The sequence below is a fragment of the Actinospongiicola halichondriae genome (assembly GCF_049103745.1).
Lineage (GTDB): Bacteria > Actinomycetota > Acidimicrobiia > Acidimicrobiales > Salinilacustritrichaceae > Salinilacustrithrix > Salinilacustrithrix halichondriae.
Window position 1 is genome coordinate 2,031,364 of sequence record NZ_CP171622.1, and the last position, 18,270, is coordinate 2,049,633.

Here is an 18,270-nt window from a genome sequence, read left to right on the forward strand (position 1 = left end):
GCAAGCTCCCTGGCCACGAAGCGACCGCGCCTCAGGACTACTCGAGGCTTGATAGCTCGACCGCGCGGCGATAGAAGTCGCTCGTTTGCTCCAGTGTGTTCGGCGACTCGAATGCGGTTACGACCCCGTCCTCCAGAACCATGATGCGGTCGCACCGCTTCACGGTGCTCAGACGATGGGCCACGATGAACAGGCTTACCTCACCGTGGAGAAGCTCGATCGTCTCCTGCACGAACGATTCGGTCTGAAGATCCAGTGCGCTGGTCGGCTCATCGAGCACCAACACCTCTGGGGACCCGAGCAACGCACGCGCCAATGCCACTCGCTGCCGCTGCCCTCCCGAGAGTCGACCACCGCCAGGACCTACGGGCGTGTGTATCCCCAACTCAAACCGCTCGAGGTCGGGACCGAGTCGCGCCCGTTCAGCCGCCTGACGCACCTGAGAGTCCGAGTACTCAGACCGGAGGAAACGAATGTTGTCCTCAATGCTCCCGGCGATCATCTTCGCTTCCTGTGACACCAGAGCCACTCGGCGATACCACTCGCGCAATGCCACGCTCTCAGCATCTATCCCACCGACCGAGAAACGCCCTTCGGACGGCGCTCGCAGGCGGAGGAGCAGTTGGACCAGGGTCGACTTCCCCGATCCTGTCGGGCCGATGATGCCGATGCTCTCGCCGGGGGCGGAGGAAAACGTCACGTGCCGGAGCGCGTGGTGCCCCCCCGGGTAGGTGAACCCGACGTCGTCGAACTGCAGGCCGCTGAGCGGCGCATCGAGAGAGACCCCCAGAGACGCTCGCTCGTGCGACCGATAGTCACCGAGGACGTCCCGGAGCGACTCCATACTCGGCAAGCTGCTGTTGAGTTGAGCGAACGCTGACTGGAGCGACTGGGCATACGTGAGCGATCGGATGAACAAGAGGATCACCGCGCTCAGACTCGCCAACTGATCGTCGGCGACTCGCGTCACCACCGCGATCGCCGCCACGATCGCCAACAACGACGTCGCCTGATGGGCGGCGGGCACCGTGCTACTGAGCCAAGATGCGCGAGTCCGGCTTGCTCGCAGGCGGTCGAGATGGACCTGGGCTCGATCGAGCACCTGATCATCAACGGCAAAGACATGCGTCTCCTGCGCGGTTGAGGTCAGCTCGTTCACGGAGTCCATCAGTTCGAACGATGAATCGCGCGCCTCCTCCGAGTACCGCCGAGTGAGAACTCCGAGCGGCCGCAACAACAACGCGATCACCACGGTCGTCGCCGCGATCAGGATCGCTGCCACCCAGTTGAGCGCCACCGCGGACACCAACAGAATTGCCAGACTGATCAACCCCGACGTCGCATTCGACGCCAAGAGGATGGATGAGCTGTAGGAGCTCACCTGCGACGAGACGACCTCCTGGAACCGTCCCGGGGTCACCTCGGACTTCTTGGCCCAGTCAGCCTTCAGGAACGCCTGCAGGATCGCCCGACGAACGGTGTTCGCTTGGCCTGTGGCGAGCAACGCCGACAGGTACGACGACCCGAGTTGCGTCAGCAGCCGGAGCACGACCGCCACTGACGCCAACGCCAGGGTGAAGGTGAGGGAACGATTCACGTCGACGGGGCCGAGGTTCACCGAGATCCGGGACTCGTCACCGACGAAGGACGACGCCGCCGCAGCGATGCTCACGATCGCGAATGTCTCGCAGATCCCGCCCACGAACGACAGCGCTGCGATCCACGCCGACCGAGACCGCGACGCCGATGCCAGCCGCCAGAGATTCCAGGCCATCGGTCGATCTCGATCGATGCGCAGTTGATTCTCGAGGTCTGTGTCAGCCCGTGAGGCCTCTGGCACGCCGTTCACCGGTCAACCAGGTCCCGGATGAGTCTGTGGGAAACCGCGATCACAGGTACATCGTACGGTGGCGCAGCGAACCGACAGCGCGGCCAGCGGCCTCGCCAAGCCGGCGTAGCCACACGCCTCGACGTGGTCGAGACACGCAGGCGAGCGGGGCGCGTGAGAGCAGCCAGACCAGGTCGACGAGCGCCTCGGCGACCGAACGATCGGGGTGTCCGTGAGCTCGGAAATCCCGGTGGAGCCTGGCGGCCGCCTGTCCGCTCTTGAAGGCCTGGTGCAGGTGAGCACCCGCGGAACTCCGATACCGGTAGTGCACGACGGCGTCTGGAACGAACCCGAGGGAGTAGCCCCTCAACTGGCTTCGCCAGGAGAACTCGAACGTCCTGGCTCCGGAGATAGCCCGCGTCGAATCCGCCAACGGCCTCGAACACCGAGCGCCACACAGCGAAGTTGCCAGACGATGCGATCGGTAGAAAGCCACCAACGGGACGATGTCGTGGTCTCGTCGGACGCCATCCAGCAACATCCGGAGAATTGATCATCGATCCATCGAGCCAACCAGCAAGGATGTCGTGGTCAGGGGCCACCGAAACCAGCGCGTCGAGCCAACCGTCGTCAACGACGTCGTCCGCATCACAAAAGGCGAGGAGTTCCCCGGAGGCGTGGCGAGCCGCTTCGTTGCGTACCGCCCCAGCGCCGAGCGCTGCGGTCGCATCAACCACTGCAGAGTGGTCGGCCAGACCCGCTCTCGCCAACGCCATCTCGATCGCAGTGCGCTGTCCGATGTTGTCGCCGCAGACGACGTCCCACTGCGCATCCACGGCCTGACGACTCAACGCCCCCAGTTGCTCGTCGAGATGGTCGAGCGACCCGACGGGGATGATCACGGTCACCGTCGACGGAGTTCGCCGATGCTGCGCCATACCTTGGAAACTATGTGACCGGGACGCGCTTTCGCGATCGGCGGTCGCATACGCTCGCTTCGGTGCGCAGCATCACCATCGTGATTCCCTGCCTGAATGCGCAGAAGGTGCTCCCGACACAGTTGGCCGCACTCGCACCGCAGACGGCTGGAGTCGAGGTGATCGTGGTCGACAACGGCTCATCTGATTCGACAGCGGAGATTGCCAGAGCGGCAGGGGTTCGATGCGTTGAGGCGCATGATCGTCCCGGGCGCCATCACGCGTGCAACGTCGGAGCCGCCTCCGCCGGCGGCGACGGCCTTGTCTTCATCGATTCCGATGACGAGGTGGTGCCTGGCTTCGTAGAAGCGATGTCGGAGGCGCTACTGGCGAATGACTTCGTGGCGGGGCGTCTTGACCCATGGTCCGGAGCTGAAGGCGATGCAGTGACGCAGTCCGCCGGCCTCATCCGATTCCCCTGGAGGCCGTTCGTGTCGGGCGCTGCGATGGGTGTGTCCAAACAGGCATTCTTCGAGGTTGGTGGCTTCAGCGAGGACATGTCGTTCAGCGAGGACGTTGACCTCTCGTGGCGGCTCATGGATGCGGGATACGAGCCGGTGTACGCAGCCGGCGCCGGGGTGCGGTACCGGACCAGGTCGACGCCGATGGACATGTTCCGTCAGCACCGAAATTACGGGCGAGGGCAGGTGCGCCTCTACCGCCGATGGCGTGAGCACGGAATGCCGCGTCGAGGTTGGCGGGAGGCCCGGAGCGAGTTGTCGACGATCATCAGAGCTGTGCCCTTCCTCCGCGACAGGGATGTCCGCGCCCGGTGGGCACGGCGAACAGGCAGGCTCGTCGGCCACCTCGAACAGTCGGTGCGCTCGCGGGTGCTGTACGTCTGATGAGCGCCCGCAGGACGCAGATGGCTTTCATCCTCGGCGCGCCACGATCTGGCACGTCGTGGCTGTCGAAGCTCCTCGGGACCCATCCGTCCCTCGTCGCTCCACCCGAGACTCATCTGTTCTCGCGCTACCTGGCACCAATGCACCAGACATGGAGCCACCATCGCTCGGCGTTCGATGAGGTGCGCCGAGAGATAGCCGCCGGTGTGGCACCGCGCGACCGCGTGTTCGGGCTTGCCACGGTGCTGACCTCGCAGGACTTCGATCGTCTGACCAAGGACTTCGTCGACGGAACCATGGATCGAGTGATCGCTAGCAAACCCGGTGCGCGCATCGTCGTCGAGAAGACGCCAGCGCACAGCAACCACGTGGATCTCATCGACAGGCTCACCGACGGCAACGCGCTGTTCATCCACCTCATCCGCGATGGACGTGAAGTTGCCGAATCGTTGGTTCGCGTCTCCTCGACCTGGGGGCGCCGATGGGCACCCAATGACCCCGATGCGGCGGCCGCAATGTGGCGCCGATTCGTGCTTGGCGCACTCGAGGCTCGTGAACTCGACGACAGGTACATCGAGGTCCGCTACGAGGCGCTCGTGCGCTCTCCGCAGGACGAACTCGACCGGATCTTCGACTTCCTCGGCGTGTCTCCACTCCACATCGACCCGAAGGCCGACGGAACGGTTGTGCCCGTGGCTCCGACCGCATTCACGACGGGTACCCCCGAACCCCAAGGATTTCGAGGCGAAGCATCCAGATGGAGCCCAGACATCGCATTCGAGATCGAGCGGATCGCTGGGCCTCTGATGGCATCACTCGGGTACGAGCTGGATCCGACTCTGTCCAGCCGACCTCATCGCACTATCCAGTCTGCGAAGTCTGTGGGTCGCAGACTCCGTCGACGGCTTCGTCGCACCATCCGTCAGTGACTGGCGTGCCCTGCATCACTCGAGGCTGAAACAACGGTCTCTGACTCGAAACGGCGGTTCTCGACCGGAGCGAGCGAGACCAAGACGAGCAGTGCGGGCAACATCTGCACGCGCTGCCTGGCGAGGATGCCGAAGTTCTCGACGTTGACGAACGCAACGATGAATCCGACGCAGTAGACCGCGGCGAACGCCACGTATGGCTCGCGGAGGAGCAGAGCCGGAAGCGAACGCAGCCGTCGTGCGGCAAGTACCAGCATCAGCACAAGCAGAAGACCTTCGGCAGCGGTCAAGAGTGACTGGATGTTCTTGGCCTCCCATGGGAACGGGCGAGCGATCACCGTGACTGCGGCAGCGATCAACCCCGGAGGCGAGTTGACGTTTGGAGCCGTGAACGACGAGCCGCCCTGACCTGTTGTCCGGTTCACCTCCTCGAACACCCCTTGGGCGCTCTCTGGATTGAGCTCGTCGAGTTTGAAACGGTCCTCGGCAGCAGACACGACCGCGCCGAGCGCCAGGACCACAGCCACCACGGCAACGAGCCCCGTCAGACGGTGACGAGTCGCTCTGTCCTCCACCTCGCCGTTCGTGCCTCGCAGCAGCGACACCGGCAGCGCCACGGCGAAGCCCACGAGCACGATCAACGTGACGTGGGGTCGCACGACGACACTCCCCCACACCCCGAGGCCGAGCACGATCAGTCCTGTCAGTCGCCCCTGCACCACGGCGGCGACGCCGTACATGCATGCGCCGAGACACAGGACCATGAACGCGTCCTTCCCGACGCTGGATGGCCAGAACAGCATGGTCGGGAAGAAGAAGATCAGCCACCGGTAGCGGCGAGCGTCACCGTCGGGGTAACCGAGGCGGAAGGCCCGGTACGCGAGGTAGGTCCCGACGAATGCGAAGAACGAGTACACCATGAATCCGCCGAGCTGAGTCGGCCCGGTCACGGTGTAGACGAATCCAGTCAACGTCTCGATGAACTCGGTGCTCGTCAGCTTGCCGATGCCGCTGAAGTCCCCGTCTCGGAACTGCGCGGCGAGGGCGAGACCTCGCTCGTCATAGAGCCGGGCGTCGCCCGAGTCGTAGAGCACGTAGACCATCGCGTAGCGAGCGACGGCGCCACCGATGATCTTGGCGAACGCCGCGCCCATGATGAACGGGACGAGGCGAGGGTCGCCCTCGACGCGGGCGCACGACAGGGCCAACGGCAGCGCCAGCAGCAGCAGGATGGGGCCGACGATGAAGGCGCCCCAGATGTTGTAGTCGTTGGTCTGCAGGCCGAAGGCGAGCCCGACGACCGTGCCGACGAGCACCAGGGCGACCGCGAACGTGGCGCCGTTTCCGGAGGTCGAACGGACCGGCCGTCGACGTCGGCGGATCTCAGGTCGCGGAGTCGGCGAAGTCTGGATCTGCGGCACGCTTGCGCTCCGACTTCTCCTGCTTCCGGCGGTCACGACGGCTCGTGTCGTTCTCGGCGTAGTACCGGTTCCGGTAGTAGCCGTAGGCCGTCGGGGTGTCGGTGGCTCCGACCAGCACGGTCCCGAGCACCTTGGTGTTGAGGCGGTCGAGGATCTCGGCCGATCGTTGCGCGGCGTCGATGCTCGTGTGCGTGGCGCGTGCCATGAGGATCACGCCATCGACGGCGGTCGCCAGTTCGGTGGCGTCGTTGGCGACCAGGATCGGAGCGGTGTCGACGATCACGAAGTCGAACACCCGTCGAGCGGCGTGCAGGACCTCGCTGGCCTGACGCAGCAGCGGCGCGGGGTTCGGTGTCGGCGCACCACTGGGCAGGATCCGGACCCGGCTGATCTTGGTGGTCCGCACGAGCTCACGTAGGTCGGGCGTCGGACCGTCGACGTCGCCCAGCATCTCGGTCAATCCCGGTTCGCGATCGACGTCGAACAACACGTGCAGTCGCGGCCGTCGGAGATCACCGCTCACCACCAACACGCTGCGGCCGACCTCGGCCAGCATCGCGGCGAGGTGCGCGGCGGTCGTGGTCTTGCCCTCGCCGGCACCGGGCGAGGTCACCAGCAGGACCGTGCCGTGTTGCGCACCATTCCCGTTCCCGCTCACGGCCGACGATGCGGTCAGCGCGACCACGGTGCGCAGACCGCGGTAGGCCTCGACGAACGGCGACGACGGATGGGTCAGCGCCAGCAGCTCGTCGCGATGCTTCTTCCCGCCGGGGAGCGGCGGGATCTCGGCGATGACCGGGTAGCCGAATGCGGCCTCGGCCGTGGCCTTGTTCCGGATCTTGGTGTCGAGGCGATCGAGCGCGAACGCGGCACCGAGACCCAGGATCAATCCGAACGCGCCGAGGAGGATGGCGCGCTGCGGCTTTCCGTCCGGCGCCGCCAGACCGTCGCTCTCGACGGCGGACGCGCCTCCGCGTTCGACGATGAGGAACGTCGGCTCGGGAGGACCAGTGCTCTGGAACTGGACGATGGTCGCTTGGACCGAGGTCAACTGCTGCTGCGCAGCGGCGAGCTGTGACTGCAGGTCCTCGTTCTCCGGATCCTCGACGAGGAACTGTCGCAGCCCTTCGATCTGTCCGCGGAGGTCGTCGGTCTGCGAATTCAACTCGTCGAGTTGGGTGTCGTAGCGCTCTTGATCAGCCGAACTGAGGCTCTCGATCAGCGCGTCGGCGAAGGCCGACGAGAGTTCCTCGGCGCCGTCTCTCGATCCTCGCGTGGCCTGCACCGCGATCGACGCCGTGTCCTTGTTGGCCGTCGCCTTCACCCCGCGCCGGGCGGCAGCAGCGCTCTCGAAGCCCAACGACTCGGCGACGGCCTCGGGCACGGGCCCGGTGGTCGTCAACAGCGCGGCCTGGTCGAGGTTGACGCCACGCGGTGACTGCGGGTTCACGAGCAGCGTCGTCGTGGCCTGGTATCGCAGGACCTGCTCGGATTCACCCGGTGCCGTGACGTAGCCCGCCACGAGTCCGGCGATCACCGCGAGCACGATGACGGGCCAGCGGCGCCGGAGGAGTTGGATCGCTTCGAAGAAGTCCATGCAGTCAGATCAGTGCGTCAGGGGGCCCGGCGGAAGGGTCCACTGTACGGGGCGGGCGACGCTCACCGATGATCAGGCGCCACGTGGGAGTCCACGTCGACGACCACATGGGTGATCAACGGATGCGACCCCGGTTCACCCTGTTCGTTCTCCGCCATGAGCACCTCGTGCATCTTCTCGCCCTCGCGGAGACCGGTGAACACCACCTCGATGTCCGCCTTCTCGGCGTCGACGATCCGCTGGGCCACGTCGGCGATCTTGACCGGCTCCCCCATGTCGAGGATCAGGATCTCGCCGTCGTTGCCGATCGCCCCTGCCTGGATGACCAACTGCACCGCTTCACCGACGGTCATGAAGTAGCGGGTGACGTCGCGGTGGGTCACCGTGACCGGACCGCCGTTGGCGATCTGTTCGCGGAAGGCGGTGAGGACGCTGCCCCTGCTCCCCAACACGTTGCCGAAGCGCACGCTCATGAACGTGCCGCTGCTGCACGCCGCCGTCGCCGCCGTGCGGCGCTCGGCCTCACGCTTGGTTCGTCCGAGGACGTTGACCGGGTCGGCGGCCTTGTCGGTCGAGATGTTGACGAACCGCTCGACCGCGAACTCCGATGCGACGTCGAGCAGGTTCTGGGTACCGACGACGTTGGTCTTCACGGCCTCTTCGGGGTGCATCTCGAGCAGCGGGACGTGCTTGAGCGCAGCTGCGTGGAACACCACGTCGGGCTTCCACTCCTCGAAGACCTCACGGATGCGATCGAGATCACGGATGTCGGCCACGACCAGCGCCCGTGAGTCGAGCTGTCCACGACCGTCGATGCTGAGCTGGACCGCATGCAGCAGGCTCTCGTCGCGGTCGAGCATGACGAGTTCGGCCGGCTCGAACCGCGTGATCTGCCGGCACAGCTCGCTGCCGATGCTGCCGCCGGCCCCGGTCACCAGCACCCGCCGATCGCGCGAGATAGCCCGCGATCGACTCGACGTCGGTGTCGATGTGACCCCGACCGAGCAGGTCTTCCTCGGTGACCGGGCGCAGGTCGTTCACCCGGATGCGGCCGTCGAGGAGATCCTCGACCGCCGGGAGGACGAGCACCGACAGACCGCACGCACGAGCAGCATCCGATGCACGCCGGAGCAACTCCGGTCCTGCGCTCGGGATGGCGACGACGAGCGCATCGGCGCCGTGACGGGCGGCGATCTCGCTCAGCGCCGAGAGTGGGCCCTCGACCTTCGAGGTCGAGATCCGCATCTGGGCCTTCGCCGGGCTGTCGTCCACCAGCGCTACCGGGTAGTAGCGACCGTCGGGGTTGCGCAGCATCGCGGTGATGATCTGATGACCGCCCTCGCCCGCCCCGAACACCACCACCTTCTGAGAGGCCGACAGGCTCGGTCGCCGTCGTCGTTCGAGCTCGAGACGCCAGGCATAGCGCACCCCGGACATGAGGACGAGCGCGCCGACGCCGTAGGCAAGGCTCACGCTCACCGGCACCACGCGTTCGAGCACGTAGCGGTTGAGCGCCGCTGCGAAGGCCGTGCCCAGGACGACGGCGCGGCTGAGCCCCGCGAGTTCGTCGAAGCTGCCGAAACGGGTGGAGCCCATGTAGAGGCCCTCGAGCATCCCGAGGGCGATCTGCATTGAGACGGCCATGGCGATGAAGGCGGCCGTCGACCACCAGTCCACGAGGGAGAGGTCGAACTCGAACCGCATGGCGCTGGCGATCGCCACGGCGACCGCGATCAGCGCAGCGTCGATCACTGCCGAGAGCACGAAACGGTGGAGCACGGCCCAGTCGGTCAACCGCGCGACGAATCCGCCCGTCCGGCCCCCAGCCGATTCGGCGTCTTCTCGCACTCCACCACTCCCAGCAGAACTGGCATCCCTCGGGCCCGTACGGCGGCGATGGTAGCCCCGGGCACGCCGCACCGACGCGACCGTGTTGGACCAACGCCCTAGATTCGAGCGGCCGTGCCCGACCATTCTCCCCTCGACGATCCGATCTCCACGGAGGCGGCGGAACGGTCGCGAAAGCGGGTCCGTCGTCACACCGAGCGCCGCCGACGCCGCAAGGCACAGCGACTGGTGTGGGCGATCGCGGCAGTCGCAGCCACCGCCGCGGTGTTCGCTCACGGCGAGCCGACTGGCCTGGCGGTTGCCGACGTGGCCTATCGAGCGGCCTTCGCTGCTGGCCTGACCGTGGCCGCGGCCCGGGCCCGGCGCTGGACGTGGTTCGTGGTGGCCGGCGCTGCGGGCGCCGTCGGAAGCGACGACCCGGTTCCGCTCACGCTCGCCGCATGCTCGCTCGCCGTCTCGTTCGGCTCCCTCGCCTACGGACGTCGCCAACGCGAGTTGGGCGCCGTCGTCGGAGCGATCGCCGCACAGGCGCTCCTCCGCCTCCCCACCGACCTCGCCTTCGGCGTGCCGTCGCTCACGGCAGCACTGGCCGCCACTCCCCTGGTCGTCTCTGCGCTCGCAAACACGGCGGGAACGCGCCGGCTCCGCCTGCCGGCGCTCGCCCTGGTGTTGGTCCTCGCAGCGATCGGCGGAGCGTTCGTCCACGGCATGCTCTCGGCCGAGGGCCATGCGCGCGACGGCGTCGCCGCAGCCCGGCGCGGTCTCGCTGCCGCCGGCGACGGCGAGGACCCGGCCAGCGCAGCGGCGTTCGCCGAGGCCAGCGCAGAGCTGGGCGCCGCCCGGGAGATCGCCGCGTCGTGGTGGCTCGCACCCGCCCGGGCGATTCCGGTGCTCGGACAGCACGTTCGCGTCGTGGACGACGTGGCACGAGAGGGCCAGGCGCTCGCTGCCCTGTCGTCCGAGCAAGCCGCGACACTCGACGTGTCGGGACTCTCGAAACCCGAGGGCGGCCTCGACATCGCCCGCATCCGCGCACTCACCCCGACGGCGACCACCGTGGTCGCGGCCCTCGAGCGAGCGCAGCGCGTGATCGACGACGCCCGGACACCGTGGCTCGTACCCCCGGTCGCCGACCGCGTGGGCGAGTTCGCCGACGAGATCGACGAGATCCTGCCCGTTGCCCGGAACGCGTCCGACGCGCTGCAGATCGCTCCGCAACTCCTCGGGGCCGAACGACCCCAGACCTATCTCGTGCTCGTCGGCAACCCGGCCGAGTCACGCGAACTGGGCGGTTTCGTCGCATCGGTCGGCTACCTACGAGCGGATCGCGGCGACCTCGACTTCACCAGCGCCGGGAGCGTGACGTCGGCCAACCGCGCGGTCGCCGCGTCGGGCTTGCAACTCGAGGGCACTTTCCCTGCGCCGCTTCCGTCGTCCGACCCGGTCCGGTACGTCCAGAACTGGACCAACTCCGTGGACTTCACCGCGACGGCGAACGTCGCCGCCCAACTCGGCCCGGCCATCACCGACTCGCCGGTCGACGGCGTGCTCTACATCGACCCCTACGCCCTCGCACTCCTCCTCGAGGTGACCGGGCCGGTCCCGATCGAGGGACGCGAGCCGCTGGCCGCCCGCGACGCCGTCGACTACCTGCTGCGCGACCAGTACCTGGCGGCCGAGTTCGAGGACGACGGCGAGCGCAAGGACCGCCTTCGCGACGCCGCCGAGGCCGCGTTCGACGAACTCACGTCGTCGTCGCTCCCCGACCCTCGCAGGCTGGCCGACCTCCTGTCCCCTGCCGCCCGGGCCCGCCGGCTGTTGTTCACCACCTTCGACGAGACCCACCACCAACTACTCGAACGCGTCGGCCTCCGCCCACCGAAGGACCTCGGAGCGGACGACCAACTCCTCGTGGCCCAGGAGAACCTGCGGGCCAACAAGCTCGACGCCTATCTCTCCCGAGCGATCCGCTACGACCTCGACATCGACGCCGCCGGGAATGCCGACGGCACCGTGACGGTCGAGCTCACCAACAGTGCGCCCGCCGAAGGCCTCGACCCCTACGTGACCGGCGACGGCGCCCGCGATCGATCCGACACGCTCCCCGATTCGCTCCATCGCATCGGTCTCGACCTCCACTCACGGCTCGAGGTCGTCGAGGTCACCGTCGACGGCGATGCCACGGGCTCGGCGATTCTCGAGCAGGGCGACCTGTTCCGGACCAACACGCGGGTCGACATCCCAGCCGGTTCCACCGTGACCGTCGTCTTCCACGTACGCGGGGCCATGCCGACCGACAGCTACGACCTCGCGGTGATCCCGAACGGCGTCGCCGGCACCGACACGTTCACTGCGGTCATCAATCGGGCGAGCCGACGCACATCGGTCGAAAGCACCCCGCTCGACCACGTCCTCACCGTCGACGACCCAGCGTGAGCAGGCGTGAACGGGGCGTGAACAGGTCGTACGGCCCATGATCCACACCCCTGTTGCCCCGCCCGCCGCAGTAGAGTCTCCCCGGCGGGCTACCCAATCGATTCGGTGTGCGGCAGAGGTGTAGCGAGATGATGAAGAAGATGACCAGCTTCGTGGCGGTGGCGCTCTGCGCGATCGGACTGTTCGCTGCCCCTGCGATCGCTGGCGGCGTCGACGCCGACGACGACTACACACCACTCGTCGTCGACGTGGTCGTGAACCCCGATGGGTCACTGACCCTGTCGGGTGACAACTGCCCGCCGAACACCACCGTCGAGTACGTGATCCGCCGCGGCGCTGCCTCGAGCTTCCGCCAGCCGGCAGCACCGATCGGCAACACCCCGATCGTCGACCAGGGCTCAGGCCAGGCTGACGAGAACGGCGACTTCGAGATCGTGACCGCGGTCCTGTCGAAGGGGCGGTTCAACATCACCGTCACCTGCGGCGACAAGACGGCGACGCTGTCGGTCAACACCGCTCGCTCGAGCGACCTGGCCACGACCGGTTCGAACAACTCGATCCCGCTGGTCCGGCTCGGCATGATCCTCGTCGCCATCGGCGGTATCGCCGTCTACGCAGCGAAGAAGCGCCAGGGCCGTCGGGCCGCCTTCGTCAACGCCTGAGCGTCGTCTTTCGCCTGGGCGTCAGCTCGGCTCCGGCCGCTCGCCGATCCGACGGATCTCGCTCAAGAGTTCGCCGCGCAGTGCGCTGAGTCGATCGTCGACACTCGCCTGCCAGTCGGACAGATCTCGCATCGCCCGTCGTTGCTGATCGTCGAGGTCATCGACCCGGCTGCGGAGTTCGTGGGTCAAGAACATCACGTCGGTCCAGGCCACGTTCTCGCCGTCGCCCGTCCGGGCGTGATCGAGCATCTTCTCGACACCGGCGTCGAAGGACTGGCGAGCCTCGACTGCGGCACGCACCTGCGCCGCAACGGCATCGGCGGCGTCGGCCAGTCGTTCGACGTGTACGTCCTTCTCCAGTCGGTCGCGTGCCAGTGCAGCGATGTTGAGCTCGCCGACCCGCTTGGTGAGCCTGCCGACGGTCTCCTCCAGCACCCGTACCTCGGTCTCGAGCCGAGTGGTACCTGCTCCCGTGGCCTGCGCCCTGGTCATCGACTGCCGGATGGCATCGGCGACCACGACGTCGAGTTCGACCTGGTCGATCTGCGCGGACTCCCGGCCGGCGGACTCGATCACCGACACCCGGTCCGACAGCCCCGTCAACGCCGTGGTCACACCCGCGAGCGTGTCGACGATCAACGCCAGGTCGGCCGACGGCGAGGCCGGTGTCGATGGTCTCGATGGTGGAACCGGCTCTCGGGTCACCTCGGGCTCGGGGTCCGGCCAGTCATCGACGTCGTGCTGCTCCGCCTCGTCTTCGACGTGCGCCTCCGCCAGCGCGTCGCGCAATCGGTCGAGCCATGCATCGTCGCCCCCCGCGACCGCCCCCACGACAGGATCCGCCGCTACGTGTCGCTACCGGGCCGACGATCGGCCTCGGCCTCGGGGTCGCCGGTGTAGCCGGGCGGGAAGGTGCGCATGAGCTCTTCGGGCGTGGGGTCGTAGGGCTCCCGCGCCTCCTTGGGCAAGAGGTCGGTGATCGCCTTCATGATCCGCTTCGTGTCGGCGTCGGGCGACCGGTACTTCAGGTCGACGGGATCGCCGATGCGAGCGGTGACGAGCGGCGGATCGGTGACGTTGAGCATGTTCGGCAGCCGCGCCGAGCGCGGCCAGACCTGTTCGGTCCCCCACAGCCCGATCGGGATCACCGGCACCTTTGCCATCGCGGCCAGCTTGGCTGCGCCCCAGCGACCCTTGAGTTCGGGATCGAAGAACGCCGGCCCGCGCGGGATCGTCCCCTCGGGCATGAGCATGACCAGTTCACCGGCCCGCAGCGCAGCAGCCGCGGCCTCGAGGGGTTCGTCGGAGCCGGTCCCCCGGTCGACGCGGATGCCGCCGGCGGCCTTGGCCATCTGTCCGACGACGGGGGCGTCGAACACCTCCCTCTTGCCGAGGAAGCGGACCGGACGACCCGACGGCGCGATGACGATGTTCATCGCCAGCGAGTCGAAGTAGCTGCGGTGGTTGGCGACCATGATGGCGCCGCCCTCGGTCGGGATCTTCTCGGTGCCCTGGATGTCGAAGCGGGCGTACGGGATCAGTTCGGGCCGGGCGAAGACCTGCATGGCCTGCGCCGGCTCGATGCCGAAGAACTTCGGCACGTCCTTGGGCTTGTCGAGGAAGCGGATCGGCCAGCGGCGGACGACGGCCGCGATCCGCATGCGCGGATCGGGGTTGACGACGGTCGGATGCGCGACGGCACCGAGCAGCGGCATGTCGTAGAAGCTGTCGCTGTAGGCGTAGCTCTCCTCGACGTCGACATCGTTGGCGTCGGCCCACTCACGGACCGCAGCGAGCTTGCCGGGGCCCCACACGAAGTGACCGTCGATCGTGCCGTCGTAGCGGCCGTCGGGGCCCTCGCCGTACCGGGTGGCGACGGCGTCGTCGAGGCCGAGGGCATCGGCGAACGGCTTGACCATGTCGTAGGGCGACGTCGTCGCCAGGACCACGGGTCGACCGGCGGCCTTGTGCTCCTCGATGATCGGGAGCGCATAGGGCTCGACCATGGGGACGAGCGACTCGGCCGCGACCTCACCCGCCTCCTGCACCTTCTTGCGGACCTGCCCTCCGCTGAACCGCGCGCCCTGCTTGGCGAGCATCATCGACGGCCGGGTCTCACCGATCAGGTTGAACAGCCGGTAGACGAGGTCTTCTCCGGGGATCACGCGATCGGACAACACCCCCACCGAACGCAGCGAGCTCGAGAGGATCGGGCCGCTCGCACCTCGGAGCAGGGTTCGGTCGAGGTCGAAGAACGCAGCGGAGCGGGACACGGTCCCAAGGTACCGCCTGGACGTCGGACGGCGGGCTGCGGAAAACGAAGGGAGCCGGTCCAGGGGGGTGGACCGGCTCAACCTTCATTTACGGTGCTACCGGCGGGAGGGGGATCCTCACCGGGCACGCTGTGCGCTCGAGGTGTCTCGGGGGGACAAGAGCACCTCGGCGATGTGTTGATCAGTAAACCAAGCACTCTTCGATCTGTCCAACAGTTCTGAGAGATGGCTACCATCTGGTATCCAGATGGACCTCCGACAGCTCACCTCACTCCTCGCCGTGGCGGAACACGGCTCGTTCTCGGCCGCGGCCCGGGCGATCCACACCGTCCAGTCGAACGTGTCGACCCACATCGCCCGGCTCGAGAAGGAGCTGAAGGTGACCCTGGTCGACCGGTCGTCGGGCGGCCTGACCGAGGAGGGCGAAGCCGCCGTCGGCCGGGCTCGACGCGTGTTGGCCGAGATCGACGCCCTGACCAGCGATGTCGCCGCCCTGCGTGACGAGGTGGTCGGCAAGGTGCGACTGGGGATGATCGGCTCGGTCGGACGCTGGCTCGTCCCCGACCTGCTCGACGAGATGCGCGGCCGCCACCCCGGTGTCCACCTGGTGGTCGTCGACGCCACGACCACCTCGCTCCTCCCCCAGCTGCTCGACGGCAGCCTCGACATCGCCGTGGTCAACAGCCCCGTCGCCGACCCGCAACTCGGCATCGAGGCGCTGTTCCAGGAGGAGCGCATCCTGGTCGCCCCCGACACGCACCCGTTGGCGACCGCTGCGTCGCTGTCGCTGGCCGAGATCGCGCCCCACGGGCTGGTGCTCGAGCCGCGGGGCACGGCCTTCCGCGACGAACTCGACCAGACGGCCGCCGCCCACGGCATCGAACTCCACGCCATGGCCGAGGTCGACGGCATGACGCTGGTGGCCTCGTTGGCCTTCCGAGGGCACGGTCCGGCGATCCTGCCCATCACGGCGACGCTCCTGGAGCCCGAGGGGGCGTGGGTCCGGGTGCCCATCACCGACCTCGGCGACCGTGGCGTCGGCCTCGCCCGGCGGCGTGCCGGCCGCCTCCCGGCGCCGTCGCGGGCCGTCCGCGACGTCCTTCGTGAGCTGGTCGAACGCGAAGGACCGCGACACGATGGCGTGAACCTGCCGGTGGAGTGACGCAGGCCCCGTTTCACCGCGTAGTCTCCGACACGTGGCCGACTCCATCACGATCACCGACAACCGGTCCGGCGAATCCGTCGAGATCCCGATCGAATTCGGCGGGGTGAGCAGCGCTGCCTGGCGCAAGCTGCTCCCCGGCATCTGGTTCGAGGACGAGGCGTTCACCGCCACGGCCGCGACCCGCAGTGCCATCACCGACATCGACGGCGAGAACGGCATCCTCCGCTACCGGGGCTATCCGATCGAACAGCTCGCCGAGCAGTCGACCTACCTCGAGGTCGCCTACCTGCTCATCTGGGGCGAGCTGCCCACCGAGGACCAGCTCACGCAGTGGGCACACGACATCACGTACCACACCTACATCCACGAGAACATGCGCAAGCGGTTCCTCGAGGGCTTCCACTACGACGCCCATCCGATGGGGATGTTGGTGTCGTCGGTCGCCGCGCTGTCGACCTTCTACGAGAACGCCAAGCACATCGACGACCCCGACCTGCGGTACAAGCAGATCACCCGGCTCATCGCGAAGATGCCGACGTTGGCCGCGGCCGCGTACCGCTTCTCGGTCGGCATGCCCTTCGTCTACCCGGACAACATGTTGAGCTTCCCGGCCAACTTCCTCTCCACGATGTGGAAGGTCGCCGAGCCCCACTACGAGGCCGACCCCACGCTGGTCCGGGCACTCAACATCCTGTTCATCCTCCACGCCGACCACGAGCAGAACTGCGGCACGACCGCCATGCGCGTCGTCGGCTCGGCCCACGCCGATCCGTACTCCGCCACGGCCGCAGCCGCTGCCGCCCTCTACGGCCCGCGTCACGGCGGTGCCAACGAAGCCGTCATCAAGATGCTCAACCAGATCGGCTCGCCCGACAAGGTCGGCGAGTTCGTCGAGTCGGTCAAGCGCGGCGAGGGCAAGCTCCAGGGCTTCGGTCACCGGGTGTACAAGAACTACGACCCCCGGGCGAAGATCATCAAGAAGGCCGCCGAGGACGTCTTCGCCGTCACCGGGAAGAACCCGCTGCTCGACATCGCGCTCGCCCTCGAAGAGGTCGCCCTCTCGGACGACTACTTCATCTCTCGCAAGTTGTACCCCAACGTCGACTTCTACTCCGGCCTCATCTACCAGGCCATGGGGTTCCCGACGTCGATGTTCACCGTGCTCTTCGCCATCCCCCGCACCTCGGGCTGGCTGGCGCACTGGGTCGAGCTGCTCGAACAGGACCAGCGCATCGCCCGGCCACGCCAGCTCTACACGGGCGCCGGCGTCCGCGACTACGTCCCCATCGACGCCCGCTGACCCGGCGATGCACGCCGTCACCATCGCCGACAAGGCGCTGAACTGGTCGACGCGGCCAGATCCCGTCCCCGGCGTCGGCGAGGTCCTCGTCCGGGTCCGTGCTGCGGGCATCAACTCGGCCGACCGCCTCCAGGTGATGGGCTTCTACCCGGCACCCCCGGGTTCGCCCGCCGACATCCCCGGCCTCGAACTCGCCGGCACCGTCGAGGCCCTGGGCCCCGACGTCACCGGGTGGTCCGAGGGCGACCGGGTCATGGCCGTGGTCGGCGGCGGAGCGATGGCCGAACTGGCCGTCGTCCACGAACGGCACCTCCTCCCCGTCCCCTCCACGCTCTCGTGGGAGCAGGCCGGCGGGTTCGCCGAGACCTACACCACGGCGCACGACGCGCTGTTCACGCAGGTCGGCCTGTCGATGGGTGAGCGGGTCTGCATCCACGGCGCCGCCGGTGGGGTCGGCACGGCTGCGGTCCAGTTGGCCGCTGCCGCCGGTTGTGTCGTGACCGCCACCGTGCGCAACGAGTCCCTGCGTGACGCCGTGCACGACCTCGGCGCGGACGTGGTCATCGATCCCGCGGACTTCGTCGACGCCGGCCCCTTCGACGTGATCCTCGAACTGGTCGGCGCCCCGAACTGGCCCGGCAACATCACCGCCCTGGCGCCCTGGGGTCGGATCATGATCATCGGTGTGGGCGCGGGCCCGACCACCGAGCTCTCGCTCCTCGACCTCATGCAGAAGCGGGCGACGATCCGGGCCTCGACCCTGCGGGCCCGCCCGCTCGAGGAGAAGGCGGCCGCCGCTCAGGCGATGATCCGCCACGTCCTCCCGGGCGCTGCCTCCGGCGACCTCACCGTCCCGATCGAGGCGACGTTCCCCATGGCCTCGGTCGACGAGGCGTTCGACCGGTTCGCTGCCGGCGGCAAGCTGGGGAAGATCGTCCTCACGCTGGACTGAAACCGGGTCGCCTCCCGCAGCGAGCGTGCACCCGCGA

Annotated in this window: 14 protein-coding genes and 1 pseudogene; 7 read left to right on the top strand and 8 right to left on the bottom strand. The window is 67.7% G+C overall.

What is annotated here, in order from left to right; genetic code table 11:
• Positions 1 to 37: 37 nt before the first annotated feature.
• Both AB8619_RS10010 and AB8619_RS10015 read right to left on the bottom strand, forming a co-directional pair.
• A complete protein-coding gene (locus tag AB8619_RS10010; protein WP_436796318.1) occupies positions 38 to 1,774 on the bottom strand; it encodes an ABC transporter ATP-binding protein in 1,737 nt (578 codons plus the stop codon).
• A 71-nt stretch (positions 1,775 to 1,845) separates the two neighbouring features.
• A complete protein-coding gene (locus AB8619_RS10015) occupies positions 1,846 to 2,766 on the bottom strand; it encodes a glycosyltransferase family 2 protein (RefSeq protein ID WP_436796319.1) in 921 nt (306 codons plus the stop codon).
• 62 nt (positions 2,767 to 2,828) lie between these two features.
• Between AB8619_RS10015 and AB8619_RS10020 the strand changes: the two genes are divergently transcribed.
• Both AB8619_RS10020 and AB8619_RS10025 read left to right on the top strand, forming a co-directional pair.
• On the top strand, positions 2,829 to 3,650 hold the full coding sequence (locus AB8619_RS10020) for a glycosyltransferase (RefSeq protein ID WP_436796320.1): 822 nt from the start codon (positions 2,829 to 2,831) through the stop codon (positions 3,648 to 3,650).
• Between the two features lie 20 nt (positions 3,651 to 3,670).
• The gene (locus tag AB8619_RS10025) at positions 3,671 to 4,579 is read left to right on the top strand and encodes a sulfotransferase family protein (RefSeq protein ID WP_436796321.1); all 909 of its coding nucleotides are present in this window, start codon (positions 3,671 to 3,673) and stop codon (positions 4,577 to 4,579) included.
• Here the strand turns inward: AB8619_RS10025 and AB8619_RS10030 are convergent.
• The 4 genes and pseudogenes from AB8619_RS10030 to AB8619_RS10045 all read right to left on the bottom strand — a co-directional run.
• Positions 4,573 to 6,000, bottom strand: coding sequence for a hypothetical protein (locus AB8619_RS10030; RefSeq protein WP_436796322.1), 1,428 nt, complete (start codon positions 5,998 to 6,000; stop codon positions 4,573 to 4,575). The genes AB8619_RS10025 and AB8619_RS10030 overlap by 7 nt on opposite strands.
• Positions 5,963 to 7,597 (bottom strand): polysaccharide biosynthesis tyrosine autokinase, encoded by a 1,635-nt coding sequence (locus tag AB8619_RS10035; protein ID WP_436796323.1) that lies wholly within the window; start codon positions 7,595 to 7,597, stop codon positions 5,963 to 5,965. The genes AB8619_RS10030 and AB8619_RS10035 overlap by 38 nt, the downstream gene beginning before the upstream one ends.
• A gap of 62 nt (positions 7,598 to 7,659) precedes the next feature.
• Positions 7,660 to 8,538 carry a polysaccharide biosynthesis protein gene (locus AB8619_RS10040; RefSeq protein ID WP_436796324.1) on the bottom strand — a complete coding sequence of 293 codons (879 nt, stop codon included), beginning with the start codon at positions 8,536 to 8,538 and terminating at the stop codon, positions 7,660 to 7,662.
• 211 nt (positions 8,539 to 8,749) lie between these two features.
• Positions 8,750 to 9,571: pseudogene (locus AB8619_RS10045) on the bottom strand (nucleoside-diphosphate sugar epimerase/dehydratase); the annotation flags it as partial.
• Between AB8619_RS10045 and AB8619_RS10050 the strand changes: the two are divergent.
• Together AB8619_RS10050 and AB8619_RS10055 are read left to right on the top strand one after the other, a co-directional pair.
• Entirely contained in the window at positions 9,560 to 11,881 is a 2,322-nt protein-coding gene (locus tag AB8619_RS10050) for a DUF4012 domain-containing protein (RefSeq protein ID WP_436792504.1), read from the top strand. The pseudogene AB8619_RS10045 and the gene AB8619_RS10050 sit on opposite strands and share 12 nt — an antisense overlap.
• Positions 11,882 to 12,009: 128 nt before the next feature.
• On the top strand, positions 12,010 to 12,543 hold the full coding sequence (locus AB8619_RS10055; protein ID WP_436792505.1) for a hypothetical protein: 534 nt from the start codon (positions 12,010 to 12,012) through the stop codon (positions 12,541 to 12,543).
• Between the two features lie 21 nt (positions 12,544 to 12,564).
• Here the strand turns inward: AB8619_RS10055 and AB8619_RS10060 are convergent, their stop codons facing one another.
• The gene (locus AB8619_RS10060) at positions 12,565 to 13,374 is read right to left on the bottom strand and encodes a hypothetical protein (RefSeq protein ID WP_436792506.1); all 810 of its coding nucleotides are present in this window, start codon (positions 13,372 to 13,374) and stop codon (positions 12,565 to 12,567) included.
• Between the two features lie 14 nt (positions 13,375 to 13,388).
• Positions 13,389 to 14,816 carry an HAD-IB family hydrolase gene (locus AB8619_RS10065; RefSeq protein WP_436792507.1) on the bottom strand — a complete coding sequence of 476 codons (1,428 nt, stop codon included), beginning with the start codon at positions 14,814 to 14,816 and terminating at the stop codon, positions 13,389 to 13,391.
• A 247-nt stretch (positions 14,817 to 15,063) separates the two neighbouring features.
• Between AB8619_RS10065 and AB8619_RS10070 the strand changes: the two genes are divergently transcribed.
• Genes AB8619_RS10070 through AB8619_RS10080 form a run of 3 tightly spaced genes read left to right on the top strand, consistent with a single transcriptional unit; the run spans position 15,064 to position 18,233 of the window.
• Positions 15,064 to 15,978, top strand: a complete 915-nt coding sequence (locus tag AB8619_RS10070; RefSeq protein ID WP_436792508.1) for a LysR family transcriptional regulator — start codon at positions 15,064 to 15,066, stop codon at positions 15,976 to 15,978.
• A gap of 34 nt (positions 15,979 to 16,012) precedes the next feature.
• Positions 16,013 to 17,281 (top strand): citrate synthase, encoded by a 1,269-nt coding sequence (locus tag AB8619_RS10075; protein ID WP_436792509.1) that lies wholly within the window; start codon positions 16,013 to 16,015, stop codon positions 17,279 to 17,281.
• A gap of 7 nt (positions 17,282 to 17,288) precedes the next feature.
• Positions 17,289 to 18,233, top strand: coding sequence for a zinc-binding dehydrogenase (locus tag AB8619_RS10080; RefSeq protein WP_436792510.1), 945 nt, complete (start codon positions 17,289 to 17,291; stop codon positions 18,231 to 18,233).
• The last annotated feature ends 37 nt before the right edge of the window (positions 18,234 to 18,270 follow it).